This window comes from Oscillibacter acetigenes (genome assembly GCF_025567605.1).
GTDB lineage: Bacteria > Bacillota > Clostridia > Oscillospirales > Oscillospiraceae > Oscillibacter > Oscillibacter welbionis.
Genome location: NZ_JAOQKG010000002.1, coordinates 452,690 through 479,638, shown reverse-complemented (window position 1 = coordinate 479,638; position 26,949 = coordinate 452,690). Strand labels below are relative to the sequence as shown.

At 54.6% G+C, this 26,949-nt stretch carries 23 protein-coding genes, 2 tRNA genes, 1 other RNA gene and 1 riboswitch; of the genes, 9 read left to right on the top strand and 17 right to left on the bottom strand.

Annotation, left to right across the window (positions count from 1 at the left end):
• The first annotated feature begins 196 nt into the window (after positions 1 to 196).
• Positions 197 to 961, top strand: a complete 765-nt coding sequence (locus OCV80_RS06175; RefSeq protein ID WP_021748627.1) for a hypothetical protein — start codon at positions 197 to 199, stop codon at positions 959 to 961.
• Between the two features lie 1,529 nt (positions 962 to 2,490).
• Here OCV80_RS06175 and OCV80_RS06170 read toward each other — a convergent pair.
• The 7 genes from OCV80_RS06170 to OCV80_RS06140 form a co-directional block, all read right to left on the bottom strand.
• The gene (locus OCV80_RS06170; RefSeq protein WP_119310698.1) at positions 2,491 to 3,333 is read right to left on the bottom strand and encodes an HNH endonuclease; all 843 of its coding nucleotides are present in this window, start codon (positions 3,331 to 3,333) and stop codon (positions 2,491 to 2,493) included.
• Positions 3,330 to 4,829, bottom strand: coding sequence for an AAA family ATPase (locus OCV80_RS06165; RefSeq protein ID WP_136891548.1), 1,500 nt, complete (start codon positions 4,827 to 4,829; stop codon positions 3,330 to 3,332). Before OCV80_RS06165 ends, OCV80_RS06170 begins: the two co-directional genes overlap by 4 nt.
• A 475-nt stretch (positions 4,830 to 5,304) precedes the next feature.
• Entirely contained in the window at positions 5,305 to 5,874 is a 570-nt protein-coding gene (locus OCV80_RS06160; RefSeq protein WP_119310696.1) for a KilA-N domain-containing protein, read from the bottom strand.
• A gap of 53 nt (positions 5,875 to 5,927) precedes the next feature.
• Positions 5,928 to 6,278, bottom strand: a complete 351-nt coding sequence (locus OCV80_RS06155; protein WP_119310695.1) for a recombinase family protein — start codon at positions 6,276 to 6,278, stop codon at positions 5,928 to 5,930.
• A gap of 359 nt (positions 6,279 to 6,637) precedes the next feature.
• Positions 6,638 to 8,251: a hypothetical protein gene (locus OCV80_RS06150; RefSeq protein ID WP_119310694.1), complete on the bottom strand. Its 1,614-nt coding sequence runs from the start codon at positions 8,249 to 8,251 to the stop codon at positions 6,638 to 6,640.
• Positions 8,248 to 9,303, bottom strand: coding sequence for a hypothetical protein (locus tag OCV80_RS06145; protein WP_249390700.1), 1,056 nt, complete (start codon positions 9,301 to 9,303; stop codon positions 8,248 to 8,250). The genes OCV80_RS06150 and OCV80_RS06145 overlap by 4 nt, the downstream gene beginning before the upstream one ends.
• Positions 9,304 to 9,341: 38 nt before the next feature.
• Positions 9,342 to 9,704, bottom strand: a complete 363-nt coding sequence (locus tag OCV80_RS06140; protein ID WP_119310693.1) for a hypothetical protein — start codon at positions 9,702 to 9,704, stop codon at positions 9,342 to 9,344.
• A gap of 203 nt (positions 9,705 to 9,907) precedes the next feature.
• On the opposite strand from OCV80_RS06140, the gene OCV80_RS06135 reads away from it, so the two are divergent.
• Positions 9,908 to 11,038: an IS3 family transposase gene (locus tag OCV80_RS06135; protein ID WP_119310692.1), complete on the top strand. Its 1,131-nt coding sequence runs from the start codon at positions 9,908 to 9,910 to the stop codon at positions 11,036 to 11,038.
• A 213-nt stretch (positions 11,039 to 11,251) separates the two neighbouring features.
• Here the strand turns inward: OCV80_RS06135 and OCV80_RS06130 are convergent.
• A tRNA-Ala gene (locus OCV80_RS06130) sits at positions 11,252 to 11,327 on the bottom strand.
• A gap of 330 nt (positions 11,328 to 11,657) precedes the next feature.
• Here OCV80_RS06130 and ffs point away from each other — a divergent pair.
• The 4 genes from ffs to OCV80_RS06110 all read left to right on the top strand — a co-directional run bounded on the left by ffs (position 11,658) and on the right by OCV80_RS06110 (position 15,936).
• Positions 11,658 to 11,757: signal recognition particle sRNA small type (gene ffs / locus OCV80_RS06125), an RNA gene on the top strand.
• A 40-nt stretch (positions 11,758 to 11,797) separates the two neighbouring features.
• Complete coding sequence (dnaX, locus tag OCV80_RS06120) at positions 11,798 to 13,492, top strand: DNA polymerase III subunit gamma/tau (RefSeq protein ID WP_119310691.1); 1,695 nt, start codon at positions 11,798 to 11,800, stop codon at positions 13,490 to 13,492.
• A gap of 19 nt (positions 13,493 to 13,511) precedes the next feature.
• Positions 13,512 to 13,880: a YbaB/EbfC family nucleoid-associated protein gene (locus OCV80_RS06115; protein WP_025544956.1), complete on the top strand. Its 369-nt coding sequence runs from the start codon at positions 13,512 to 13,514 to the stop codon at positions 13,878 to 13,880.
• A 265-nt stretch (positions 13,881 to 14,145) separates the two neighbouring features.
• Complete coding sequence (locus tag OCV80_RS06110) at positions 14,146 to 15,936, top strand: DUF4127 family protein (protein WP_158629806.1); 1,791 nt, start codon at positions 14,146 to 14,148, stop codon at positions 15,934 to 15,936.
• A gap of 453 nt (positions 15,937 to 16,389) precedes the next feature.
• On the opposite strand, the gene OCV80_RS06105 is transcribed toward OCV80_RS06110, so the two are convergent.
• The 8 genes from OCV80_RS06105 to polA form a co-directional block, all read right to left on the bottom strand.
• A tRNA-Thr gene (locus OCV80_RS06105) sits at positions 16,390 to 16,465 on the bottom strand.
• 680 nt (positions 16,466 to 17,145) lie between these two features.
• Positions 17,146 to 18,153: a tRNA (adenosine(37)-N6)-threonylcarbamoyltransferase complex transferase subunit TsaD gene (gene tsaD / locus OCV80_RS06100; protein ID WP_025544958.1), complete on the bottom strand. Its 1,008-nt coding sequence runs from the start codon at positions 18,151 to 18,153 to the stop codon at positions 17,146 to 17,148.
• 21 nt (positions 18,154 to 18,174) lie between these two features.
• On the bottom strand, positions 18,175 to 18,768 hold the full coding sequence (locus OCV80_RS06095) for a GNAT family N-acetyltransferase (RefSeq protein ID WP_136891545.1): 594 nt from the start codon (positions 18,766 to 18,768) through the stop codon (positions 18,175 to 18,177).
• A complete protein-coding gene (rimI, locus tag OCV80_RS06090; RefSeq protein ID WP_021749326.1) occupies positions 18,722 to 19,225 on the bottom strand; it encodes a ribosomal protein S18-alanine N-acetyltransferase in 504 nt (167 codons plus the stop codon). The genes OCV80_RS06095 and rimI overlap by 47 nt, the downstream gene beginning before the upstream one ends.
• A complete protein-coding gene (locus OCV80_RS06085; RefSeq protein ID WP_025544961.1) occupies positions 19,222 to 20,106 on the bottom strand; it encodes a DMT family transporter in 885 nt (294 codons plus the stop codon). The genes rimI and OCV80_RS06085 overlap by 4 nt, the downstream gene beginning before the upstream one ends.
• On the bottom strand, positions 20,103 to 20,603 hold the full coding sequence (locus tag OCV80_RS06080; protein WP_136891544.1) for an AAA family ATPase: 501 nt from the start codon (positions 20,601 to 20,603) through the stop codon (positions 20,103 to 20,105). Before OCV80_RS06080 ends, OCV80_RS06085 begins: the two co-directional genes overlap by 4 nt.
• Positions 20,600 to 21,256: a chloramphenicol acetyltransferase gene (locus OCV80_RS06075; RefSeq protein ID WP_025544963.1), complete on the bottom strand. Its 657-nt coding sequence runs from the start codon at positions 21,254 to 21,256 to the stop codon at positions 20,600 to 20,602. Before OCV80_RS06075 ends, OCV80_RS06080 begins: the two co-directional genes overlap by 4 nt.
• The gene (polA, locus tag OCV80_RS06070) at positions 21,256 to 23,904 is read right to left on the bottom strand and encodes a DNA polymerase I (protein WP_136891543.1); all 2,649 of its coding nucleotides are present in this window, start codon (positions 23,902 to 23,904) and stop codon (positions 21,256 to 21,258) included. The genes OCV80_RS06075 and polA overlap by 1 nt, the downstream gene beginning before the upstream one ends.
• 162 nt (positions 23,905 to 24,066) lie before the next feature.
• Between polA and OCV80_RS06065 the strand changes: the two genes are divergently transcribed.
• Together OCV80_RS06065 and OCV80_RS06060 are read left to right on the top strand one after the other, a co-directional pair.
• Positions 24,067 to 24,483, top strand: coding sequence for a hypothetical protein (locus OCV80_RS06065; protein ID WP_267288286.1), 417 nt, complete (start codon positions 24,067 to 24,069; stop codon positions 24,481 to 24,483).
• Positions 24,484 to 24,671: 188 nt separating this feature from the next.
• Positions 24,672 to 25,055 carry a transporter gene (locus OCV80_RS06060; RefSeq protein ID WP_267288285.1) on the top strand — a complete coding sequence of 128 codons (384 nt, stop codon included), beginning with the start codon at positions 24,672 to 24,674 and terminating at the stop codon, positions 25,053 to 25,055.
• 44 nt (positions 25,056 to 25,099) lie between these two features.
• On the opposite strand, the gene OCV80_RS06055 is transcribed toward OCV80_RS06060, so the two are convergent.
• Entirely contained in the window at positions 25,100 to 25,648 is a 549-nt protein-coding gene (locus OCV80_RS06055) for a phosphatase PAP2 family protein (RefSeq protein ID WP_317258893.1), read from the bottom strand.
• A 191-nt stretch (positions 25,649 to 25,839) separates the two neighbouring features.
• Positions 25,840 to 26,012, top strand: a riboswitch (Lysine riboswitch).
• A 154-nt stretch (positions 26,013 to 26,166) separates the two neighbouring features.
• Between OCV80_RS06055 and OCV80_RS06050 the strand changes: the two genes are divergently transcribed.
• On the top strand, positions 26,167 to 26,949 hold a 783-nt coding region (locus OCV80_RS06050), incomplete at its 3' end, for a transporter substrate-binding domain-containing protein (RefSeq protein ID WP_267288284.1).

The window sequence follows — 26,949 nt, the reverse complement described above, 5'->3', positions numbered from 1 at the left end:
TCATAATAGAGGAGTATACCACGCCCCCGGGCAAATCTCAACCGGCAATCCTGACTCCTGTTGGAAAAAAGGGAAAAGTCTGGCTCCTTCCCCTTGCAAAGGCACGAAATATCTGCTATACTATCATGGTATGCCAGCGGAAGCGCATGTTTTCCCGCGGCTATTTTCGGAACAAACACCCTGGAGGTTGTCCTATATGTCCAAAAATCCTGTCAGTAAATCCAAGCCGGTAAAGCGGAACGAGCCCATGCACAACGCGCTCAAGTTTTTTCTGGCCGGCTGCGTGGCGGAGATCTATCTGTTGGTCATCCGCCGCTTCTATGTGAACGGCACCGCCAATGAGCTTCTCGCATGCGACGCCGCACTGCCCTATCTGATGGCCGCGGGTGCGGCAGTGGCTGTGATCGGTCTGGTCCTGGGCATCGTCTGGCGCCAGCAAACCAAGCGCCGCTGGATCGGCTGGTCGGTGTTTGCCGCCGGCGTTTTCCTGGGCGGTTCCGCCTGGATGATCCGCACCTTCTACGACTCCGCTCTCACCTTCCTGTGCGTGGTGGTTCCGGTGGTCATGCTGCTGGGCATTCTGTGGAATCTGTACGATCGGGAGTGCTCCTGGTCCCTGACCATCCTGGGTGCCTCCCTGATCGCCCTGTGGGTCTGCCGGCGGGTGCTGGACAGCATCTTCCTGGGTACCTATGTCCGGATCGCTGCGGTAGTCTATATCGTGGTACTGATCGTAGCGGCTTTCCTCACCAACAAGGCGGACAAGAATGGCGGCAAGCTGGGCAATCTTCAGGTGTTGACTGCCGGCGCGGATCCCATGCCCATCTATGCGGCCTGCGGCCTGTCCGTCGTGGCGCTGGCCATCGCTCTGTTCAGCAGCACCATCGCCTATTACGCCATGTGGGCCCTGGCCATAGTGGTCTTTGCCCTGGCGGTGTATTACACGGTCAAGCAGCTCTGATAGATCCGCAGCCCCCCTTCGGGCATTCCGAAGGGGGGGCTGTTTTGTTCTCTCGCGTCCCGACAAAGGGAACCCCTTTCCGCCGCCTTGCAGCGCAGTATGTCCCGCAAGGCAAAAGCCGCTTTTCGTGGGAAGAAACCGCTCTGCCGCCCTAAACGGCTCAATACGCACGGCGGAAGAGGCGTATGGTATTTCTTATAAGAGCCAGCCGCCAAGGCAGACGGTTGTTCTTCCGGCGGGAGGGTCCGGACTTTGCGGCATGAAAACTGCGCATCGGTGAGCGGAAAATTCGTTATCAGCGATCCGAATCCCAAAGCAGCAGGCCACTCTTCCACCAACCGCCGCTGGGCACTGCCGGAATTATAAAAAGCTTCTTCTCTGGCTTGACGTCCCTTCCAGGTCAAGCTGGAACAGTCCGCCGCCCCGGCACATGTCTGTGAGCAGATTCCAGCCATTGGGGACTGGACAGGATGCTGAAGAGTGCGGCCCCATGATCTGCGCTGCAATAAACAAAAGAGGATTCCCCGTACGAGGAATCCTTCCGATAATCAAAGCAAAATCCGTCTGTGGTCAAGCCATAACCGCCGGTTAAGCCGGAGGCTTGCGTAGGCCCTATAAGAGCCTATTACCGGCAAGCGTCTCAAGATACATGGAAATTTATTCCGCTTGCATCACTTGCCATACAGCCCGTAAACGGGCAATCACCGTTCTAATAGCAGATTTCTATTAGTGGAAGGTTCATGTTAGCGGCTCACTTCACTCGATGTTTGATATTAAAGCTCTTTTTACGGGCCGCCCCACCGGCAGAGCTGATGGGGCGATCCAATGAGAAATCGCCGCAGTAAAAACTGCAGCGATTTCTAGTTTTGTATTGTGTGGACAAAAAAGATGCAGTTGCAAAGCATTTACCCCAAAATTCCATATCTTCATTATTGACCAAATCTTATAAATTTATTCAAAGCATTAGGAACAGTACACAGTTCATCACCTCCACTTTCAAAGGCGCAAGGATGTAACTCAATTCTGAACTTGAACTTCTGTTCTACAATGGTTAGGGGCACAATATGCCTTCCATCGTTTCTGGCAGTTACTTTATGAGCATGCAATGGTACAGTCATTTTCTATCTCTGTAACCCCCATAACAATGCAGTCGCCAAATCATTTTTCGCATCGTTCAAAACGGAATAACTTTATCGAAGGGATATGCCTCTGAAACAGGATTCAAGAGAGATTGACTCTTCCATCAAATCCTATATACAGGGCAACCTCATCGCATATTGAAAAACCGGATACCATATCAAATGGCGAAAGTGTATTAAAGGTGAGCCATGTATTCATGCTACATAGGGGTTCGGATTCCGAAAATTTCAGTTTTGAAAGCTGATTTCAAACTTTTTGTGCCTTTATATTTCATTTCCATCGTAAATATGAAAATGGCCGAAAACCTTGCTATGATAAATCTTTCAGTCATAAAACGCCCCACCTAATCCGTCAGTTTCATGGGAACTGTTCGGATTAGGTGGGGGTGTTCATAATCGCAGCCATTGGGTTACAAAATCAATATGCTCCTCCAATCCGCGGTAAAGTGCGGACTGCCATGAATTTAAGAACAACTGTTCCCTGCTAACCGCCTCGTCATGAAAGGATGCCGCAAGGAAATCTTCACCACATCTATCGAGAAAGACATGCCATATACCCGATCGGCCTGTAATTTCTTCGGCGGCATGCACTGCGTAGGATGTGTATAGATTATATAAAACCATATGATTCTCAACCCGCCTGAACAGCAAGTCGTTCCACGCTACAGGTTTCCGCACAAAATAGGTAGGAACTAACTCTTTGCCCGCAACTTCAAATCTCACGGACAGCCAGATATCCTGTTCAACATCGTCAAAATACGGATGTAACGGTTCCTCCTCTGAGTTCTGAGGAGAAAATGTCCTTTTCTTTCCCAAATTACAGTCCCGACAGGCCGGGATCATATTTTTAGGTGTGATTGCCAGTGCAGGATATTTGGATTTCGGCAAATAGTGATCCAACGTGCTCACAGTGCCAATCCCACAGAATGGACATTTTCCATTCGTGGGGAGCGACATATATTTATCGTAATATGGCCGGCCAGTCCCCTTTACAAACTTGGATTCATAAATGTCCAACATCTCAGCCTTGCTAACCACCCCGCCTACATTGTCCGCCGTTGGAATAGTATGGGTCTTTGATGTTAATACACAGTCTTCAAAGCGCGATGCCTCATCAGAGAGAACAGGAACTATCGATCTGAGCCGGTTTTTTAACGCGGCATCCCGATAGCTTTCAATACACGTCGAAAATACATCTTGAACCGAATCGCCGGGAGCGTTCAGTTTTCTCATTCGGTACCTCCATACTCTCTATTTGCAAGCAGGATGCGCAAAATCGATCTCGCTTCCATACCGACCCGAAAATCGAATTTATTTAATATTTCCTCGTATGTTAAGCCCGCTTCAACCATCTGAAGTAACATACCATGAAAGCCAGAATGGGTCACTTCAAGCCCAAAGACATCGTTTATGAGGACTCCAACATTCTCACCGAATGTTTCTCGCTCTGGTCGTACCGCACGCAGTATTGTGTTGTTTCTGTAAAGCTGCCAGATGCAGTTTTTAGGTACTTCCTGCAAAATAACAGGCGAGTGCGTAGAAATAATAGCCAGTCCGTTTTTTTGAATCAGCAACGCAGATAACGCCCGAACAAATGCAGAGAGCAACGGTGGGTGCAGATGATTTTCCGGCTCATCCATGAGCACAAGAGTGCGTTCCATCGTAATCGCTACCAGACAGGTCAAGGTCAGCAAAATCACCTTATGGCCAGAGCTTAGACGGCTAAATAGCTCTTGCGCAGAGACAACCAGTTCACCTTCCTCTGTTCCTTGTGGAGACAGCAGCGCGGAGGCACCATTGTTCGCAAAAATGGGGTCTGAGTTCAGTAGCGTCATAGTAGCAATCCATAATGTGCGCTTTTCTTTATATTTATTACATGACCGCAGCGCCGCAATAAACTGCTCCTCCAGCCGCTGCATCCGTATCTCCTGCCCGCTGCCTAAACCAATGTATGTGTATTTTCCACTATATTCATCCTCTTCTATGTCATCCGGCATTGGGTAGGTATCAAACGGGCTAAAAGCTACACATACAAAATTTGAAAATTTTGTGCGATGCTCAAAGCTGAATTTTCCATATTGCCCATCCTGGTTGCCTGTTGAAAGGCAACGTATCATTGACGTAAGCATATGGGTCTTTCCGACGCCGTTTCTCCCAATCAATACATGGATGTTAGTCGGTGGGTTGGAATCCGGGACTACATGAAACTCCAGTTGGTAATCGGTTCCGACCTGACCTGGGAGCTTGTAGGATATATCAAAAGGGGTCAATTTCGCGCCCCCGTTAGCGATTCGATGAAATTGTTCCCTGATGATTCTGGAGCCAAGATCGCGCATAAGAGATTCACGCGTGACATTTTCCTGTTTCACTGCCTCAAAAATTGTCAGATTATACGCAATATCTCTTAACGCAGTTAAAATATCCTCTCGTAGTTCTCCGTGTTCCAGTTTTTTGACATTTTCATAATAATCTTCACTTTGCCCCAGTGTAAAAAACGAATCGGTTAACGTTTCAAAAGTTTTCGGCAAATCAGGGGTCCTCTGCTCCATTCCTATCTGACCGATCTTAATGCTCCCCAACTCCACTGTATTCCCTTTTTCATCAGAATAGGAAAGATAAAACATCGTCTCATATTTAAACCAGTCATTCCAACCGTCTTTGTGGAGGTATATCACATTTTTTGTAAAAACACGTTCGATTTGTCCTCGTTGAACTACTTCAAATCTCATATTCAACACCACTCCACTAAACTATCTGTCAAACTCTGGCACATACTGAGATTTCCAAATTTAGTTGTTTAAAATCGTTTTGTAATGATTTCTTTCACATTGGTAGATGGAGCAGCTGCTCCCTCCATAATTAACAAATAAGTAATGTATCAGCTTTTAGTATTTGAGACGTTCCTTTTATGTGATACTCTAATATCTTGTTCACTTGATAGTAGCGCGAAAATTATCTCAGCGTCTTCCAGTATAATGCGAATGGAAATACGCCGTTCTAATTCAGAGATATTACCCATATTTCACGCCTCAGTAATCCTGCGGATATGCATACCGGGCAATCGAATACTCACTGCTTAAGAAAAGTGCATTGTGGAAAAGAAGCAAATCGTACCCATACTCATAAGCAGGTGGAAGGAGTAAACTGGTTTGATACGAAACATACCATTCTCCATCCACTCATGCACTTTAATCAATTTCTGTTTTACATATGTTTCCTAACGATTGCCAACCGAACCTTCGGATCTATCCATAGCTGGAAGCCTGCAGCAATTTCAGGGTAAGCACTCACGCCTCCACCTTTACCTTGCTTTACCTGTATCCCAACAGCGTGAGTCTTTCGAATCCACAGAGATGGTGTAATGGTCAGTGATGTCGTATGTCCCTGATGAATCAGTTCCTCACAGGCCCTATCATCAAAACCTTCATTCATGTCATTTTCCCATTGGCGGAGAAACTCTAATGTGTTGCGGCTGCGCATCCAGCTTTGGATTACATATCCCGGCGACTCATCGGAATACTGCCTTGCCAATTCTGTCAGGGAGACCATGCCATCATAGGCCAGCATCCTCATATACAGGCTGATGGTCTCATGATAGTCCCTGATTTTTTGTGTGGTCCGCAGCTTTTCCTCATTCAATGTATCATAGAATCTCTCTTTTGCGGCGTCGGCCGCTTCTATATCGACCAATCCTTTTGTCAGAAGGGCATCAATGGCAGACTCATATTGAAATGCCAAGCGTATGTATCGCTCATGTAGTTCATTCTCGTTCATGGCCCATTCTCCTTTTTATTTAGTATAACAAGAGAAATGGGTTCTGTATAGTCTCATTTTGTATCAAAAACTGGAGACTGATACCTGACTGCCTTTCGTGGATACCCGGCTTTATCATAGTCTACATTGCAACGTCGAGCTTTCTCAAACTGAGTATCCATGTATATCTTAATACCAACCAGGGGGATATATTTTTTGTTCGCCAGAAGTTTATCCACGGCCGCCCTCGTCCATTTTACTTTTCCAGTTGGAGAAACCACCCCTTTTTTGAAAAGCAGATCAACAATCTTGCCTAAGCTGGCTCCGGCAAGGTAATCATCAAAAATGCTACGGACAACATCCGCCTTTTCTTCATGAATAACGATTTCCTTGCCAATCAAAACATAGCCATATGGAAGTTTCATAGTTGCCTCACTTTTTAAAACATAAATAAAAGCAGGTTTAAGGAAGATACCTTTTCCTTAAACCTGCTTGTTGACACATGTGATATGTAATTATAACTAATTTGTATCTCGCCATTTTGTGCTATATCGCCAAGTAAAAACAAAACCTGCGTATAACTATCGTTAAACGCAGGCTTTGTCTACAATGGAATGTGTAGACAAAAAAGATGCAGTCTGCACCAACTCCAAACTAGGGCCTAGCGTAGCGGGGCCGGTGTGGAAGTGAGGCGTAGTCACCTTTTCCCCCAAAAATAATATGATATGAAAAGCTAGCGCAAGGGGCGATCTAATATAGTGAGTCAATACTTTTTATACCCCATTTAAATCTCAATCGAAAGGTCATTCAACAATGCAACAAAGGATTCTACAAAAGCACCATCAAGGATCTTGCTTGGAGTATGAGATTGATAATTTATATGATTCACATCTGGAAGGTCGTCATATTTTCCTATCTCTTCATGCTTTAATGTTGTTGTCAGTATTACTTGCTTATCAATTGATTTTGAGATTTCAAGCACCGTATTTTCTTTTCCAGTCGATAAGTCTTCTGCTCGGAAGGAGTCAATTACTATTGGGAAACTGTGCCGCAACACAAATTGTAAGGCAAACAATTTCACCACATGAAAAATAGTCGCCTCGCTTCCAGAATACACCTCATTTCGCTGAGTAAATAAGCTTGAATATATTATATTACCATCCGGATCAATCTGATGGTAAAGTTCATTCATTTTGCCTATAATTGCTGATAACAAAGCTACTCTTTGCTCTTGCGTTTCAATCGATGCATTTTCACTGGCTAACAGTTGACTCTTTAATGTAGCGACTTCCATGTCTATCTCTTTAATTCTGGCTTCTGCATCTGAAGCCGAAAAAATATCTTTCTTGTAAGCGACAATAGATTCAAGAGAGACGCTTTCATCATCCATTAAAGATTGCAAACGTTCTTGCTCTATAATTATTTCTGCAGAAAGCCGTTCAATTTCTTCGCTATAAGCAGAAATTTTTTCTGAAATAGAATGAATGATTTCATTTCGCATTTCAACTGTAGACACATCAAACGAGTAGGATGTTTGAACTGACTCTCCAGTACTAAACGAGATATTTGTAGAGTTGCAATCCATGCATCGTAATTCTCCACACGATATTGTGCGATTTAAAGAGCGAAGTTCGTTAATCGTATGCTCCCATTTACTCTTACGAGTAGATACACTATTACGAGCCTTCCGTAATTCCGCAATTTTATTTTGGACTCTTTCAAGACTCTCTATTTTTTTACCAAATGCGAGGCGGTCACTCTCCGCGCTAAGATATGAAACAGGTGTTTTTTTCGATTTAAGTATTTTATGTTGTTGTAGCAATAGCTTTTTCTCGTCAGAAAGAGTTATTATATGACTCTTTATCTCATCAATCCTCTCTTGTGGAAGTTGCTCTCCAATTAAACCAGCATATGCGTAAAGCATATCGATAAAATCTTGTTTATTATAGAAGCCGTGATTGGCGATATTGGACGTGTCCTTCTTATCTTGTCCAATAAAGAAAAGCTGGACATATAGTACTGGATCTACAATCCTTAAAAGTTGATTTTTTGCTATTGACGGAAGTGGAAATATATTCCTGTTCCAATATCTTTTAAGTTCAGAAACATTATCAAAAATAAGTACAGTAGATTCACGCTTTAATACAAATCCATCGCCAGATCGGCAAAGTTTGAATATAATCCCAGCTTCTTCAAATTCGATATAGTAATAATACTTCTGAAATTCAAATGATGTAGGGAATGTTGGTTCATTTCCTAAAGCATACATCATTGATTGGATTACAATCGTCTTTCCCTTATTATTATCGTCGCTCGAAATGATGTTCACACCATTTGTGAAATTTCCTTCAATAAATGCTTCAGCAGCATTTCCTACAGCTACTTTCCGTATCTTCATTGTTGAACACCATCCTTGACTACAGAGATAAAGTACTTAAGTGATAGGGCGTCAAAGTCAGGACACCGAACAATACAATTAGGTATTGCCTGAATTTTTGTAAATAGAGACTGCACAGAGTCATCTGGATGTTCGACAATCAGTTGATATGTATTCTCAAATAGATACCAAAAACCATCTGCCGCATTTTTATTGAATAATGCCCTACATAAGGCACCTTGGCAATCTTCGAGCATTTCCCTCTGCCTTTCTGGTGGCCAAGTATTATAGATACTTACAAAAGATGGTGGTATTCCTTGACCCAGCGGATCTCTATTGATAATACGCTGTAAAGTCATTAAACGAATTTCATTATTAGTTAAGTGCCTGCAATAGTTTAACGCTTCATCAGTCGTTTCAATCACAATCCCCTCGACTGAAGAAATATTTTTTTTGCTTGCCTGTTTATCTCTTATCTCATTAAAAATAGCGTTAAGTATTTTTTCTTCTGGAATAATATTCGGATGTTGCCTTATAATTGCTTTTACATATTCACTTGGTTTTTTACCATCATCAATGACAAAAAACACTTTTCTCAGGAAACCATTAATGTTCTCATCGGTCAAGTCGGTGCTATCAATATATTCTTTTGCGGAACCTTCTTCATGTAAGCCTAACTTAATCTGTTCTATCGCTGCATCCTTTACATTTTCAATCCCAAAAGTTGTAAGAGAAGAATCTTTGCGAAGAGATCCGGTCACACTGCCAATAAATAGAATATATGCCTCAAAGGTTAATGGGCTCATATAATTCTTGAACAATGTGACAAGTTCTTTCCCGATAGCTTTGGGACTAACATGATGTGCGCCTTTTGATTGCACATCCCACAATCTGGATGCCATGTTGTCCATCCCAGTTAAGTCATTAAAGAAATCTACAACAAAGTAGTATATGTCATCACTATCGGGTCTGAAATTCATTAAATAAAGCAATGCCTTGGTTTCTGCCTCTGAACCAGATTTCCTTAATCTTTCAGATGATTTTACAGTGTATGACATATTCTCATCTCGCATTCATTTTCAGCTCATGCCAATCTAATGTTCTTTTATTTTTATATTATATCACAATTTTTCCACTTCTCAACAAAAAAGCAGGCACAGAGAGACACAGGCAGCACCCAAGCTGTCCACATTTTTCTGTGCCTGCTTCTTAGTAAGGAGATGGGTGATTTCAAAACTACAGACGAATCGGATGAAAATTTTTCTTTGGAGAGCATGCTTACTCGCTGAATCACCCTATATAACATGGATTCCAAATACTCCATAAGGTCGATATTTTTTGTAGAAATGAGTTCCATGATTTCCGTGACTTTGTTTTCTCGGCCTATATCGTGCCGGGCATCCAGTTCTGTACGCTTTTTATTTATCACAACAGGGCGTATTTCATTGATGATATCCTTGATTTGCAGGTTCACAACTTCACTCCCTGACACCAAAGCAGTCAGTCCAATTCCTTGACCAGTTCTTGAAGTTTGCTTTTTATAAAATAGACTGATTATAATAATTCCTTTGTCAATACCAGGCTCAAGTATTGTTAGCAGGGCAGGCGGCCTCTCTTCGTGTTAATCTTTTTCTACATGCTACACTAGTAGCATATTACAAGAAAGGGGCAAACATCATGACCTACACAGATCAAGAGAAAACCGATATCATCGCACAGTACAGGCAGGGCAAGCCAATCCAGGAATTATGCGCAGAATACAGTGTCTGCGTACGGACGATCTATCGCTGGGCAAAACTATACTGCCCAGCGGTTCCCGATGAAAGACGCACCTGCACCGTCAAAGAGTATGATGCACTTCTACACAAAGTCTCTAAATTGGAAAACATGGTCGCCGTTTTGCAAACCGTCGGCTGCACCGTCCATGCTCCGTTGAAGGAGCGACTGACGGAGCTAGAATTACTGTACGGCCAATATGATGTCCATACACTTTGTGAAGCTCTGAATGTTCCCCGCGGGACTTTCTATAACCACATTCTCCGAAATAAACGGAGCAACGCTTGGTTCGAAAAGCGGCGGGAGGAATATCGTATTCTGATTCAGAAGATATTTGATGAGTACCGCCAGGTGCTGGGTGCTGAAAAGATCCGCACAATACTTGTCCAACATGGCCATCAAGTCAGCACAGAATATGTGGCAAAACTGATGAGAGAGATGGGCCTAGCTAGTATCCGCAGCACTGCAAAACAGGACTACATGAAACTTCATGAACCGGAAAAGAAACGGAACATCCTCCAGCAGCAGTTTCAGGCGGACAAGCCCAACCAAATCTGGGTCAGCGATGTTACTTGTTTTAAGCTGGGGGAGTTCTATCTTTACACCTGTGTGATTTTGGATTTGTTTTCCCGCAAAATTGTCGCATACAAAGTATCCAGAAAGAACAGCACCCAGTTGATCACATCTACTTTCAAAATGGCATGGGCACAAAGAAACCCAGAAACAAAACTCATCTTTCACAGTGACCGAGGTGCTCAATACACCTCGCATCGATTCAAACAGCTACTACATGAGCACGCTGTGGTACAATCTTTCTCCAATTCAGGGCGGCCTCATGACAACGCTGTTGCTGAATCGTTCTTCGCTACACTCAAAAAGGAGGAGCTTTACAGGAAGGACTACACTTCCGAAACAGATTTCAAACGATGCCTTGCATCTTATATCGAGTTTTACAACACACAGCGGCCACATCGCACATTGAAAAACCGAACACCTTGTCAGGTAGAAGAGTTGTTCATGAACGGCAAATGAGGAGAGCAACTTACTGACATAACAGGGGTTCGAATCTCGTCGATTACACGTTTTGTGTTTTGATTTTACCCTGTTTGTATTTTTCAGGTGACACAAGACATGAAATACAGAAAGGCCTGAACCCCTTGCAATGCAAGGAGTTCAGGCATAAAATGACCCCACCCGTTCTGAACAACGACAAGCGTTTGTTCAAATTGGGTGGGGTCATTCATTTGGTGGACCCAATCGGGATCGAACCGACGACCTTACGGATGCGAACCGTACGCTCTCCCAGCTGAGCTATGGGCCCATATTGGCCATTTTCCATCGAAAAAAGTTATGAAAAACGGATTTTCAGGATATTCGATTTTGAGGGAAAATCATGGAAAACCAGACTAGTGAATGGGAAGAGAACCAGCGCTGCGGGATGTAGTTTTATATGGCTGCAAACGCAGCGCCCTCCCCGTTGAACTATGAGTCCATCATTCCTGTCATGCAACGGCAGATAATATTATACCATAATTTTCTCTGTTGTAAAGACTATTTTTTTCAGAAAGCGGAAAATTTTTTGTTGCCAATTTGCAGAGGATATAGTAAAATAAATAAGCTATAACGTTACAGTCCTCCGCATGCAGCTGCGGAGCCGGTCTCGCGCAATGGATGCCCGCGAATCATGTCAGGCGGGGAACCGAGCAGCATTAAGCGGGATGTTCCATGTGCCGCGAGGGCGCCGGTTCCGCAGCTGCATGCGGAGGACTTTTTTCGCTTGGAGGTGATTTCTTGTATCAGGCCCTGTACCGCAAATGGCGGCCCAAAACGTTTTCGGATGTCATCGGCCAGTCCCACATCACCCAGACTCTGCGTAAGCAGGTGGCGGAGGGCCGCACCTCCCATGCGTACCTCTTCACAGGCACCCGGGGCACCGGCAAGACCACCTGTGCCAAAATCTTGGCCAAGGCCGTCAACTGCGAGCACCCGATGGACGGCGATCCCTGCTGCCAGTGCCCCTCCTGCGTGGGCATCGAAAACGGCAGTTTTCTGGATGTACTGGAGCTGGACGCTGCCTCCAACAACGGTGTCGACCAGGTGCGGGCCTTGCGGGACGAAGCCATCTACGCCCCGGCCAATGTGAAGAAGCGGGTGTACATCGTGGACGAGGTCCACATGCTCTCCACCCCGGCCTTCAATGCTCTGCTGAAGATTCTGGAGGAGCCGCCGGAGCACCTGATGTTCATTCTGGCCACTACGGAGCTCCACAAGGTGCCCGCCACCATCCTCTCTAGGTGCCAGCGGTTTTCCTTCAAGCGCATCACGCCTCAGGACATCGCGGCGCGGCTGCTGTATGTGGCCGGACAGGAGCAGATCGACCTGACGGCGGATGGCGCGGAGCTGTTGAGCCGTCTGGCGGACGGCGCTCTGCGGGACGGCCTGAGCCTTTTGGACCAGTGTGCCGCCGTAGGCGGGACCGTGGACAGCCGGGCCGTGCTGGAGGCGCTGGGCCTGGCGGGAAACCTGCAGACGGCCCAGCTGATGGAGTTTATTCTGAGCCGGGACGCCAAGGGCGCCCTGCTGCAGCTGGACCAGCTGTACCAGGGTGGCAAGGATGTAGGCGCGGTGCTGGGTGAGCTCAGCACGCTGGTCCGGGACCTGCTGCTGCGGCGTACGGCGCCGGAGGGGGGGGCAGCCCTGCTCTCCGGCGGCTATGACAGCGCCACGCTGGACAGGCTGGGCAGGGAGATTCCCGCTACCCGGCTGATCTACCTGGCCACTACGCTGCAAAGGGCCACGGCGGACCTCTATTACAGCTCCAACCGCCGCACGGATGCGGAGCTCTGCCTCCTGCGGCTGTGCGACGAGTCCCTCTCTGGGGACCTGACGGCCCTGGAGGCCCGGGTCCAGCGGCTGGAAGACAGTGCCCAACGGGGGCAGCTTCTGCGGGCGGCCGCCGCAGAAAGCGGCGGCACGGTGAAGCTGTCCTCCGGCCCCGTACCGCCCCCGGCACCTGCGCCGGAGGATGCCCCGCCTCGGGAAGAACCGCCGGCACGGGAGGAGCGCCCTCCGCTTCCCGAGGAGCCGCCTCTGCCGGAGGAGCCCGGAGCGCGGGTGTTCGACGTACCGGAGGCGCAGCCCGCCGCCCCCTCCCCTGCTGCGGCATCCGCTGTGGGGGGCAGTTGGTGGCGGGCGCTGGCAGAGGGTTGCAAGGGCCGCCTGCCGCCTATGTACCGGGTGTTTCTGGATATGTGCACAGGTGTTCTGGAGGGCGGCCTGCTGACGGTTTATGCCCCGGATGACATTACCTTGGGACGTCTGGACAATGACCGGGTGCGAAATGCCCTGATGGAGGAAGCCGCCAGCGGCGGCGTGACGGTGCGCCTGGTCTTTCAGGTGGGAGAGCCCCCCAAGGCCACGCCCCGGGAAAATCTGCAGAACCTGCTGAAATTCGGCAGTCAGTTCGATAATATCGAGATCAAGTAATACAAAGGAGAGACCAGTTATGGGATACAGCGCACGCCGTGGATTTACCAACGGCAGCATGAAGATGACCGGCGCTCAGCGCCAGGCGGAGATGCAGGCCCGCATCCAGCAGATGCAGGAGCAGGTGAATGCGGCCCAGGAGGCCGTAGAGGCCCAGGAGTTCACCGCCAGCGTGGGAGGCGGCGTGGTAGAGGCCAAGGTCAACGGCAAAAAGGAAGTGCTGGCCGTTACCATCAAACCGGAGGCCGTGGACCCGGAGGATGTGGAGATGCTCCAGGACCTGGTGGTATCCGCTGTAAATGAGGCCCTGCGCCAGGCCGGGGAGGCCATGGACAAGAGCATCGAGCAGGCCACCGGTGGGTTGGACCTGGGAGCATTCGGACTGTGAGGGAATTCGGAGGGGAGCAGGCTCCCCTCCGAGCCACCACGGCGGTCACTGGAGACGCCGCCCAAGGCGGCTGAGTCCATGTATTTTCGGCAGGCGCATATCCTGCCGAAAATGGTTTCAGATTCTTGAGCTGCCGGAGGCAGATCAACTGGGGAAAACCGAAGGTTTTCCCCTGCCCCTTTTCCCGTCCCGAGAGTGTGGGGCAGGACAGAACAGATGGAGCGGAGCCGATGGCTCCGCTCTTTTGGAAACAGGAGAACATACCATGAGAAGACGGATGTTGGCAGCGGCGCTGGCCTGTACGCTTCTGGCAGGGTGCGGGCCGGTGCGGACGGAGCCTGTGGAACAGGAGACCCCCCGGGCCGGTGCGCCGGTGATCGCCTACGTACCTCTGGATGACCGGCCAGACAACGCCGAGCGGGTGGTATACCTGGCGGAATCCTTGGGCTACGAGTTGGCCATGCCGGAGCGGGACCTGTACCGCACCCGGCTGGACGGCCAGCCCCCGAATGAGAACGGGACCCAGTACGGGGACCGGGGAGCACTGTACGAGTGGGTGGCTAAGCAGGAGGCCGCCGGGTGTGACCGGTACATCCTGTCCCTGGATCAGCTGCTCTCCGGCGGGCTGGTCAGCTCCCGGGCTATGACTGGGGAGAACCCGGTGACGCTTTCCTCCGGAGAGACACTGGTGGAAGCGGAGCTGCTGACGGCGGTGATCGACCTGCTGGCAGCGGATGAGAACAACCGGATCTGGTTGCTGGACACAGTCATGCGGCTGGCGGCCACCACCGGCTACGGCGGGTTCGGCCTCAACGAGTACAATGCCCTGCGGACTTACGGCATGGCACCCCGTCCCCACCTGGAGGGCACGGATCTGACCATCGGGAACATTGTGGCGGACTACCCCCTGGGGGCGGACGGAACCCCCGTCCCGGTGGAGGCGGAGGAGCCGCTGCCGGAGGGAGCCGTGGAGAACTATCTGGCCTCCCGGGAGCGGAAGCTGCGGCTTAGCGACGCCATGTTCCAAGCTCTGGAGGAGACGGCGGACGGGCAGTTCCGGGTATTGATCGGCATCGACGACTCCTCGGAGGAGGACAGCATCCAGAAAAACGAGATCGCCTATCTCCGGGCGCAGCTGCGCCAAGGGGACGCCCTGCTCTCCGGTGTGGACGACCTGGCCTTTAAGGCGGTGACGAAGCTCTGCCTGGAGGAGTGGGGCTGGGAGGGTGCCGCGGTATCCGTCCAGTATTTCGGCGGTACTGAGGACCGGCCTGCCTGCGCCTATGACTACCAGCCTCTGGAGGCCATCGTGGCAGAGCACTTCGACTTTTTCGACCTGACGATGGCGGAACCCGGCGGCGAGGAACTGGCAATGCTGGTGCTGACCCAGCCGGCAGACCCGGCAGCCCAGGAGACGTATATCAACGCACTGGTCCAGTGTCTGAACGACAACCGGGCTGCCGGGCTGCCTACCATCCTCATCGACGCGGGAAACGGCACCTACGGGACCGCCTTCCATAAGGCGCTGACAGATCAGGCAGAGCTTGGCTGGCTTTTGAGCTATGCGGGTTTTCTGGATATGGCCATCGTCACCGGCACGGCCCTGAGCCATGGTGTGGCCCGGTATGCCTTCCTCCAGCACGGTGAGCAAACAGATGCCACAGAACAGGCATTTCTCCGGACCTTGGCGGACAGCATTCTGAAGGACTTCTGCTACAAGAACATCGTGCGCAACGACATTCTGAGCTTTGTCCGGAACGACCTGTCGGGCAATGCCGACAACTTCTGGATGCCGGACATCGACCGGGTGTCCATCCTGGAGCGGCTGGAGGCCGGCATGGCAGCGGCCGTGGCCCCGGTGATCGAAAACCTGGAGCGGAGCAACTTCATCTCTTCCCTTTCCGCCACCCGGGAGTATGCCGAGCGGGGCTGGGGCGGCGTGGAGCTGACGGGATACGGCTTCCCCTGGGACCGGGCCTTCGAGATCAGCATGGAGATCCGGCTGGGGGCATTCACAGAGCCTCATAAGGCGCTATTGGGAATTTATTATAAGTAAGGTGCATGGATTCCCGGCGGAGCGCGGCAGGAAGCACGCGCAAAGCCGTGGAGCTTCCGGTCGAAACGGACATTGAGAACCTCATGGGCCCCGGTGCAGATTCCGCACCGGGGCCCTCTTTCGCTCGAAGGAAGCCACACGGTCTTCCGTCTCCTCTTTGCGTTTTGAATTTCTCTGCTCCAGCCGCTCACAGGGGCATCCTCCCTCCGAGAGGCCCTCTGGCAGTATGCAGGCCGCACATGGTCGGGGTTCTCGTTCACCAGCCCCGGCCTGCCGCCAGTGCGCGCAGATGCCTTAGGCAGCACAGGTTCTGCGCTCATCAATAACAACGATCCGGGCCGCCTCCAGCCGGAGATGCACAAGCTAAATGACAGTTGCTACCACATTACCACCGTTATACAACATTTCCAGAAAAAGAGAAGCCCCAAGGCCGTTGGACCTCAGGGCTTCTTTTGGAGCTAATGATGTGACTCGAACACACGACCTGCTGATTACGAATCAGCTGCTCTACCGACTGAGCTACATTAGCTTATCAATTCATGACATGGTGTTTTTGGAAAGGCACATCCAGAACAGGATATATTTTATCATATTTTTTGACCGACGTCAACAGATTCTTTTGATTTCCTGCCACACTCTCTGCATGGCAATTCCTGTATATTACATTTTGTATTTTGAAGGAATTCCTTCAAAATATTTTCAGGCGATTAGCCTATTTCCTACGCTTTTCCCCCGAATTCCGCCCATTACAACAGGAAATTCTGTTGTGATTTTCCCAAGAAACTTCGACAAATTCTGTCATTATTTTCTGTTGACTCCCTTCTTTTTGCAGTCTTCCGTTCTTTTCAGCATTTACATAATTTATTTGATAATTTCTTTTTACAAAGAGTTATTCACATTTTCCACATGATTTTCCACACGCGAATTTTCTATTTATTTTCAATATTTTTTTGTAAATTGTATAAATTTACCATCTTCTCTTTTTGCGCTTTTCCACCGCCCAAAAAAGCGTCTAAACTTTACATAATGTTTTGCCTTCAAAAACTTCTCCGTCTCTCCTGCCTGTTTTTCCAAAAGTGAACGGCAAATGAAGACCACCCGAGCTGCGCCTTCACAAAAAGCAAGGTATCTGGCTTTACAGATGCAGCCTGCATAAGCTCGTTATGCATTTTCCAATAAATCAGGCGGCCGCTGACGCGGCCGCCTGATTCAGTCTGCAATGTCCCGTGTAGCATAGGCGTTCAGCTCCATGCCAGCCGTATGCCCTGCCAGATATTCATAATACCCCTGGGCGCCGATCATGGCACCGTTGTCGCCGCAGAGTTTCAGCGGCGGCAGGTATAACCGGATGTCTGCCGCCTCGCAGGCCCGACGAAGATCCTCCCGGATGACGGAGTTGGCCGCTACGCCGCCGGCGGCGCAAAGCACAGTGCGGCCAGTCTGCTTTGCCGCCTCCATGGCCCGGGGCACCAGTGTATCGCTGACAGCCTGGGCGAAGTCCCGAGCCAGCGCTGCCCGGTCCAGAGACTCCCCCACCTGCTGAGCATGGTGGGCCAGGTTCACCACCGCCGTCTTGAGGCCGGAGAAGCTCATGTCCAGCTCTGCCCCGTCCACATGGGCGTGAGGCAGGGTGTACACCCCGCCCGGGGACTGCCGGGCCAGGGCGTCCATGGGGGCGCCGCCGGGATAGGGCAGGCCCAGCACCCGGGCCGCCTTGTCGAAGCACTCCCCTGCTGCGTCATCCCGGGTGGCGCCCAGAATCTCCATATCCGTGTAGTCCCGGACGTCCACGATCATTGTGTTGCCTCCGGAGATGGCCAGGGCCAGGAAGGGCGGCTCCAGTTCCGGAAAGGCCAGGTAATTGGCGGCGATGTGGCCCCGGATGTGGTGCACCGGGATCAGGGGCACCCCCAGGGCAAAGGCCACCGACTTGGCGAAGCTGAGGCCCACCAGCACCGCGCCGATGAGCCCCGGGGCATAGGTCACTGCCACCGCGTCGATGTCGGACTTCTCACAGCCCGCCTGCCGCAGAGCCTGGTCCGTCAGGGCGGCAATGGCCTCCACATGCTTGCGGGAGGCGATCTCCGGCACCACGCCGCCGTACAGGGCGTGGAGGTCCGCCTGGGAGGCGATGGCATCGGACAGGACCGTGCGCCCGTCCTCCACCACGGCCACCGCTGTCTCGTCGCAGGAGGACTCAAAGGCCAAAATTTTCATGATCTGTCCCTCTCTTTTCCGTCACTGCTGCCAGGATACTCTCTCGCCCGGCGTCCCATTTGGATCAAAGGGGATGCGGACATATCTGCGGAATTTATCCGGCGCAAAGGTACTGGCATAGATAAAGCGGTGCTCCTCCATCAGGGCGGACTCGTCCACTTTCCCCTCCGCCCAGTACAGGGTCTTGTAGGGTACGCCGAACATCTCCGTGTCATACCCGGCGGTCCGGGCGCCGTTGCGGGCATAGAAGCCCAGCCGCCGCTCTGCCATGGCCGGGTCCGGGGCGTAGCAAGGGATCTCACTCTCTCCGAAGATCACATTGCCCCGCTCCGCCTCCCGGAGCTTCTCCAGGATCACGGAGCCCAGGCCGCCGTTCCGGCGGTCTGCGGCCACGCACAGATAGTCCAGCAGGGCCCAGCCGGGGTGGCCCAGCCATAAAAATGCCTCGCCGGCGATGTCGTCCCCGTCAAAGAGGCACCAGGGGCGGTACCGCCCCTCGGCCCACATCTCCTCCATATTCTTCAGGGGCTTCAGCTCCGCTGCGGGAAATGCTGTCCGCAGGTCCCGGTCATAGACCGTCCGCAGCTGCTCCAGTGTCGGGATCCTCAGTTCCATCGGTAAACTCCTTTGTCATGATGATGGCATCCTCCTTCGGATGCTCGTAATAGTTTTTCCGCCTGCCCACGCTGCGGAAGCCCCGGCTGCCGTACAGGGCGATGGCCCCGTAGTTGGAGGCCCGGACCTCCAGCGTCAGAAACGCCAGCTTGTGGGCCTGGGCAAAGTCCAGGAACACTTGCAGCAGCTTCTGGGCGATGCCGTTGCGGCGGCACTCCGGCCGCACGGCCACATTGGTGATGTACCCCTCGTCCAGCACCACCAGCAGGCCGGCGTAGCCCGCCACGTGGTCCTCGTCATCCAGGGCCACCAGGAAGGCGGCGCAGTCGTTCTGCAGCTCCTCCACCAGCATGTTCCGGGACCAGGGGGTGGTGAAGCAGATCCGTTCCAGCTCCGCCACCTCGTCCAGATGGTCCCCGGTCATGGGGACGATGCGCACGTGCATCTGTTCTCTCATGGTTCTCTCTCCTCTCGTTTTCCGGCATCCCCGCCGATGGTACGGGCATACAGCCCCACGCCCAGAAGGACCGCCGCGCCTCCGGCAACCGTCAGCCAGCCCGGCCGCTCGCCAAAGAGCAGGAGTCCCCAGACAGAGGCGAACACCGGCTCCATCAGCTTGACCGTGGCGATGAAGGCCGGCGGCAGATATTTCAGCCCCCAGCTGAACACATTGTGTCCCAGCAGGGTGCAGCATACCGCCATGCCCAGGGCCGTCAGCCCGTTCACCGGACCGTAGCCGGCCAGCGGCGTTCCGCTCAGCAGGGCCGCAGCCAGCAGCGTGGCCGCGGCGGACGTATACACCAGAAAGGTGTACACTGACGTGGAGAGCCGCTGCCGGCAGACCGTTCCGATCATGGTATAGACCGCCATGGCGGCGGCGCCGGCCAGGGCAATCAAATCTCCCAGCAGCGCATTCGTCCCGGCGGCGCTGTCTGCCAGCGCCACCACCGCGCTGCCTGCAAAGGCAAGCAGGACCGCGGGCCAGGTCCGGCGGGGCAGCCGCTGCCCCAGAAACAACGCCGAGGCCGCTGCCACAAAGAATACCTCCGTATCCACCAGCACCACCGCCGAGGCGATGGAGGTGGCCCGCAGGGCCCCAAAATACGCCGCGAAGTGGATGCCCAGAAACAAGCCGCTGGCAAGGCACAGCAGCACGTCCCGCCGGGTCAGGGATTTCAGCTCCCGCCTTCGTCCCGCCAGTACCGGGACCGCCATCAGCGCCGCCGAAAAGGCCATCCGGTACAGCGCCAGGATCAGGGACGGCGCCGTGGACCACCGGACAAACACCGCCGACAGGGACACCCCAGCCACGCCCAGCAGGACGATCAGCCGCTTCATGCGCCGCCCTCCCTTCGGATGCACTCCGCCGTCTCCCGGGGCGTCAAAGCCGTCACATCCAGGTGCCGGATGTCCAGGGCATCATACAGCGGCAGGTAGGCCAGGCTCCGGTCCAACACATCCGGTATTCGCTTTCCGGCGAGGATATCTCCCTCCAGCCGGGACCGCAGGGTCTCCGGTGTGCAGACCAGGGAGACGGCCCGCAGGACATACGGCTCCGTCAGGCGGCGGAGCAGGTCTTCCCAGATTTCCCGCCGGTGCAGGACCCAGCAGAAAATCACATGGTCATAGGCGGAGCAGCGGAGGAAGCTGTTCAGGAGAAAAGAGATGTTCTCCAACACCATCTCCCGGGTCTCCTCCGTCACCTGAAAGGGGTGGGCATCCCAGCACCAGTCCCCGTCCAGGAACACGCTCCGGTCCAGCAGCTGCTGCAGCTGGCGGCAGGCGGCGGTCTTTCCCACGCCCATAGGACCGCCGATCATATACAGGCGCTTCATGCGCCCATCTCCGGCGCACTGTCCGCCCAGGCCTGGAGGCGGTTGAAGAACCGCCCCACGTGAAAGCCGTCCGTGACGCCGTGGTGGACCTGCATGGCCAGAGGCAGCAGGGTGCGGCCGTTCTCCTTCCGGTAGCGGCCCAGGGTGAAGATGGGCAGCAGGTAGTCGTTGGCCTCCGGCAGCTCCAGGTGCAGACTTCGGAAGGAGGCCCAGGGCACGGCGGAGATGTTGAAGAGTCCCTGTCCCGCCTCCGGCGGGCGGGCTTCAAAGGTGTGGATGTCCCCATAGCGGGTCCGGTCCGCCTCCCAGTCCTGGCAGAAGGCCCGCAGATCCGGCTGGTAGGCGGTCCAGAGGACGGAGAAGGTCTCATCGTCCTTGTGAAAAATCGTATAAGTGGGGTCCACCCGGTCGTAGACGCCGATGGCCCCCGTCTCGTCCATAGCCATGCGGAGGGCCGGGTCCGCGTTGACCATCCGGGAGATGCCGTGGATCACCGACGGATAGAACCGGAGTCCCGACCCCCGCAGGCGGGGCAGTAGGGCGGAGATGTCCACGTCCACCGTCATGCTGTACCAACAGGGCACGTCCCGGTGGTAATGCTCAAAATACGGACGGCGGGGCCACGCGGCGTAGTCGATCTTCTGAAATCCCATCAGCCCTTGGCCTCCAGCCAGTTTCTGCCCCAGTGGGCGTCCGCCGTTAGGGGGACGGAGAGGGACACCACGTTCTCCATCTCCTCCTTCAGCAGCGCCGCGGCGGTCTCCGCCTGGGCCTCCGGGCACTCCACGATCAGCTCGTCGTGGACTTGCAGCACCAGACGGGCCTCCGGCAGTTCCTGCCGCAGGCGTTTCCGCACCGCCACCATAGCCAGCTTCATGATGTCCGCCGCGGTGCCCTGGATGGGCATGTTCAGGGCCACTCGCTCCCCGAAGGAGCGGAGGTTGAAGTTGGAGGACTTCAGCTCCGGCAGGTCCCGCCGCCGGTGGAACAGCGTCTCCACATAGCCCTGCTCCCTGGCCCGCTCCACAATGGCGTCCATATACGTCCGGACGCCTGGGAAGGTGGCGAAGTAGGCCTCCATATACGCCTTGGCCTCCGCCACGCTCACGCCGATGTCCTGGCTCAGAGAGAAGGCGGAGATGCCGTAGACGATGCCGAAGTTCACTGCCTTGGCCTGGCGGCGCATCTCATGAGTTACCTGGTCCGGCGCCACGTGGAACACCTTGGCCGCCGTCTCCGCGTGGAAGTCCCCGCCGGAGCGGAAGGCGGCGATCATGGCCTCGTCCCCAGCCATGTGGGCCAGCAGCCGCAGCTCGATCTGGGAGTAGTCGGCGTCCACTAGGACGCAGCCCTCCGCCGGGATGAACATCCGCCGGATCTCGCTGCCCAGGTCCGTGCGGGTGGGGATGTTCTGGAGATTAGGCTCTGTGGAGGAGAGGCGGCCCGTGGCCGTCACCGTCATCTGGAAGCTGGTCCGCACCCGGCCGTCCGGGTCCATGGCCTTCAAAAGGCCGTCGGCATAGGTGGATTTCAGCTTGGCGTACTGGCGATACTCCAGCACCGCCCCCACGATGGGGGCCTCGTACCGGAGCTTTTCCAGCACATCGGCGTTGGTGGACCAGCCGGTCTTGGTCTTTTTGCCATGGGGCAGGCCCAGCTTGCCGAAGAGGATCTCCCCCAGCTGCTTGGGGGAGTTGATGTTGAATTCCTCCCCCGCCATGGCGTAGATCTGCTGTTCCAGCTCGGCGCTCCGCCGGGCCAGCAGATCCCCGAAAGCACCGAGGGCCTTGGCGTCTACCCTGCATCCGGCGGTCTCCATCTCCGCCAGCACGGCGCAGAGGGGCATCTCGATCTCATGCAGCAGGTCCATCTGGCCCCGCTCCGCCAGTCTTTCCGCCAGGGCGCCGTACAGGGAGTCCACGGCGGCGGCGTAGCTGTCGAAGCTGGCCTCCGCCGCGGCGGCGTCCCCCAGCAGGGAGAAGGCGTCCGGTTCCAGGTAGAGGGCCTTTGGCAGCTCCTCGTTGAAATAGGCGACGAACAGGCGGGCAAGGTCATAGCTCCCCGCCGTGGCGTCCAGCAGGTAGGCAGCCAGGGCGGTGTCGAAGACGAAGCCCTCCGCCCGCAGGCCGTTTTCCAGCAGCGTCCGCGTCAGGTCCTTGACATTGTGGGAGACCTTGCGGACGTCCGCCGCGAACAGGGCGTTCAAAAGGGCGTTCCAGTCCCCCTGATACTTGTCGAAGAACAGCTCCGCCGTGACGCCGGTGTCCGCCCCGGTCCGGCAGACCACAGAGAGGCCCGTCAGGTCCGGCAGGGCCAGCACCGATACATGGTCCGCCGCTCGCCAGAGGGCCAGCAGCCGCTCCGTCTGAGCAGGCTCTGTGACCTGCTCCACGGTCATGGTGAAGTCCGCCCTTTCCGCCGCTGGCTGCTCCGCCGGGGACAGGCCGAACTTCTCGATCAGCTTGGTGAACTCCAGCTTCAAAAACAGCGGGTAGGCGTCCGGGCCGGGCTTCCGGCACAGGTTCTCCTCGGGATGGAAGTCCAGAGGCGCGTCGGTAACGATGGTGGCCAGCCAGTAAGACTCCCGGGCGCTCTCCTCCCCCTCCGCCAGCTTGCGGATGGCGGCAGGCTTGGCCTCGATGTCCGGCATTTTGGCGTACAGGTTGTCGATGCTCTCGTACTGCTGGATCAGGGCCATGGCGGTCTTCTCCCCGATGCCGGGGACGCCGGGGATGTTGTCGGAGCTGTCCCCCATCAGGGCCTTCAGGTCGATCATGTGGATGGGGGCGAAGCCGTACTGCTCTTGGAAGGCGGTCTCCGTCATATCCTTGGTGGTGGTCTGCCCCATGCGGGTGGACACCAGCTTCACCATGGTGTGGTCGGTAATGAGCTGCAGGCTGTCCTTGTCGCCGGTGACCACCACGCAGTCCCAGCCGTCCGCCTCGCACTTGCGGGAGATGGTGCCGATCAGGTCGTCGGCCTCCCAGCCCTCCTGCTCATAACGGGGAATGTTCAGGGCGTCCAGCACCTCTTTCAGCACCGGCACCTGGACCCGGAGCTCCTCCGGCATGGGCTTGCGGGTGGCCTTGTAGGCCTCCGACGCCTGATGGCGGAAGGTTGGAGCGTGGACGTCGAAGGTGACGCACAACGCGTCCGGTGCCTCCTCCCCCTCCAGTCGAAGGAGCGTGGTGAGAAATCCGAAGATGGCGTGGGTGTAAAGCCCGTCCCGTGTGGTGAGAGGACGGATGCCGTAATAGGCCCGATTCAGGATGCTGTTGCCGTCGATGACCATGAGCTTCATGGGGAGTTCCTCCTGCCCGCAGGCTGATTTTTCCATAGAGATATAGTATATCCCAAATCCGGCGTTTACGCAAGGCGGGTTTGCCTTGCAATGGGCCGCCGTCTGTGATAGATTGATGGAGAGGCGGTCCTGTTTTCGGATCATGGAAAGGAGGGCTACATCATGATGAAGTGCCGTCTGTTTTCCGCCCTGCTCCTGCTCTTTACTCTCATGGCGACGGGCTGTTCCGGCCAGCCGGCAGCGGTAACCGCCGGCGACCTCGCCGACCAGGTCTACATCTACGAAAAAGAGGGGTTTGGGAGCGATTTCTATATCGCCCTCAACAGTGACGGAAGTATGCGCTGTTCCGAAGGAGCCCTGAGCAGCTATTTTGGGCTCGGCACCTGGAAACTGGACGGAGACACCGTGATCCTCACCACAGATGATGAAAAATTCGTCAACCGCTTTGCCGTCAAGGACGGTACGCTGGTGTACCAATCAGCGGATTCCACAGGCTTTATGTACCTGACAGTGTCCGACGGCGAAAAATTTCTGCCCTCCGGGGCTCCCGTCGGCAGCCTCGACATCGACGAGGGGTAACACGACGCCCCCACACCATTCCCGCCGGGCGGCAGATTGCCGCCCCTACATTTTTACGGGCTCTTCGTTTTTGCAAGTCCAAGGCCCAGATAAAAGAATAAGAGATCCTTCCCGGAGAGGGGCATCTCTTATCCCCTATCTTTTATTTCTTATCTTCACTCTGCCGCCCCGCGGCGCAAGGAGGCACCATGAACCGTCATCCCGCCCACATCCTGTTGTTGAAGGCCGCCCGTGCTTTGGAGCTGCTCATCGCCGCCGTGACCCTGCTGGTGATCGTCTGCGGGGCGGTATTTTTGTTCCGGGAGACTGGCCGGACCCTGCTCCTCTCCCCAGAGGCCTTCGCCCTGGGGGATTTCCTCTCCGCCACACTGCTGCTGGTGATGGGAATTGAGTTCGTGAAGATGCTGGCCCTGCACACCGCCGACGCGGTGGTGGACGTGCTGCTGTTCACCATCGTCCGGCAGATGATCGTCAGCCACACCGACGCGGCGGAGACGCTACTGGGCGTGGCAGCGGTGGCGGGCATCTTCGCTGTGAAGAAATATCTTCAGGCCAGGGAGAACGCCGCGTGAAGCCGCACGGACCGGACGGCAAGCCGTCCGGTCCGTTTTTTCCGCTATGCCCTGCGGCCCAGCCGCTCCCGCCTGCGGCGGAGGACGTCTGCCAGCCGCGCGCCTGCCCAGCCAGCCGCGGCGCCCACCAGAATGCCCCCCAGCACGTCGGTGGGCCAGTGGACGTACAGGTACAGCCGAGAAAAGGCGATCACGGACGCCAGGACCGCCGCCGGCTTCCACAGGGGGCTGCCGGAGGCCCGCAGGGCAAACACCGCCGCAAAGGACGCCGCCGTGTGCCCCGAGGGAAAGGATGCGTCCGCCGGGGGTGCTGTCAGCAGTTCCACCGCGGTATTCACCAAGAAGGGCCGGATCCGGCCGACCAGGGGTTTCAGAACGATATTGCAGCAGATCAGATCCAGAATCAGCGCAAAGGACAGGGACATCCCTGTCCAGCGGTGCTTCCGCAGAAGCAGCAGCACCGCCGCCAGCAGGATCCAAATCTCTCCGTGGTCGCAGATCCGGCTGATCCACGGCATCACCGCGTCCAGAAAATCGCAGCGCAGATGGGCCTGGAGCCAGTCCAGCACCGCCAGTTCCGCCGCCTGCATCATACTTCCACACTCCTCTCCCGGCGCTTGCGCCGTGTGTGCAGGGAGCATCATACCACATTTTCCCCACAGTGCGCAACGGTTTTGGCATTTTCTTCTATGATCTGCACAAATCTGCGGGATTTTTGGCATTTTTCTGGGAAGGGGCGTTGACATCTCCCCGAGAACGTGATAGGATACCTTCAAAATTGGATCGCTCAGATAGAGGCGCGGCGTTCATCAGTACCGCTCCGGCAAGGCCAGGCAGCCGCCGGACGGGGAAGGGTCCGCCGCCGAAGTGCCGGGACGATGCCTGTCCTTCTGGTGCTGGGCCGTCAGGGAATACCTGCCGGACTGTCACAAACCTTTGTGAAGCGCTATCAATGGCTGTTCGGGATCGTCCCTGCCGGGGGCTTCTTTCCGTATTTTCCATGGACCGCTTGACAAAGCGGTCCATTTTTTCTCCTCTCCGCCGGCGGCAGGCGCGGAGGAGGTCTGTGACCGCCGCGGAATCTTTTTTGAGATGAGAAAGGTGAAGAAACATGAAGAGATTGTTGACCTTGCTGATGGCTCTGGCCATGACAGCGTCCCTGGCCGCCTGCGGCGGCACCGGCAGCTCCGGCGACACTGCCGACTCCGGCAATTCCGGCACCACCGCTGAAGGCGGGGAGACCGCCGGCTCCTCCGGCGTGGAGGACGGCGTGCTGACCATCGCCATGGAGTGCGCCTACGCCCCTTACAACTGGAGTCAGAGCGACGACTCCAACGGCGCTGTGCCCATCTCCAACGTGCCCGGCACCTATGCCAACGGCTACGACGTGATGATCGCCAAGCAGATCTGCGAGGCCAACGGCTGGAAGCTGGAAGTGGTTCAGTCCGACTGGGACTCTCTGGTTCCCGGCGTGCAGACCGGTACCTTTGACGCCGTCATTGCCGGCCAGTCCATGACTGCCGAGCGCAGCGAGCAGGTGGATTTCGCCGGCCCCTACTACTACGCCTCCATCGTCTGTGTGACCAAGACGGACAGCCCCTATGCCAACGCCGCCGGCATCAGCGACCTTTCCGGCGGCACCTGCACCGCGCAGATCGCCACCATCTGGTATGACTCCTGCCTGCCTCAGATCGAGGGCGCCCAGGTCCAGACTGCCGCGGAGACCGCCCCCGCCATGCTGATGGCCCTGGAGACCGACGCCGTGGACTTCATCTGCACCGATATGCCCACCGCTATGGGTGCCGTGGCCGCCTATCCCGACATGAAGATTCTGGACTTCACAGACTCCGACGACAACTTTGAGGTTGACGAGGGCGAGATCAACATCGGCATC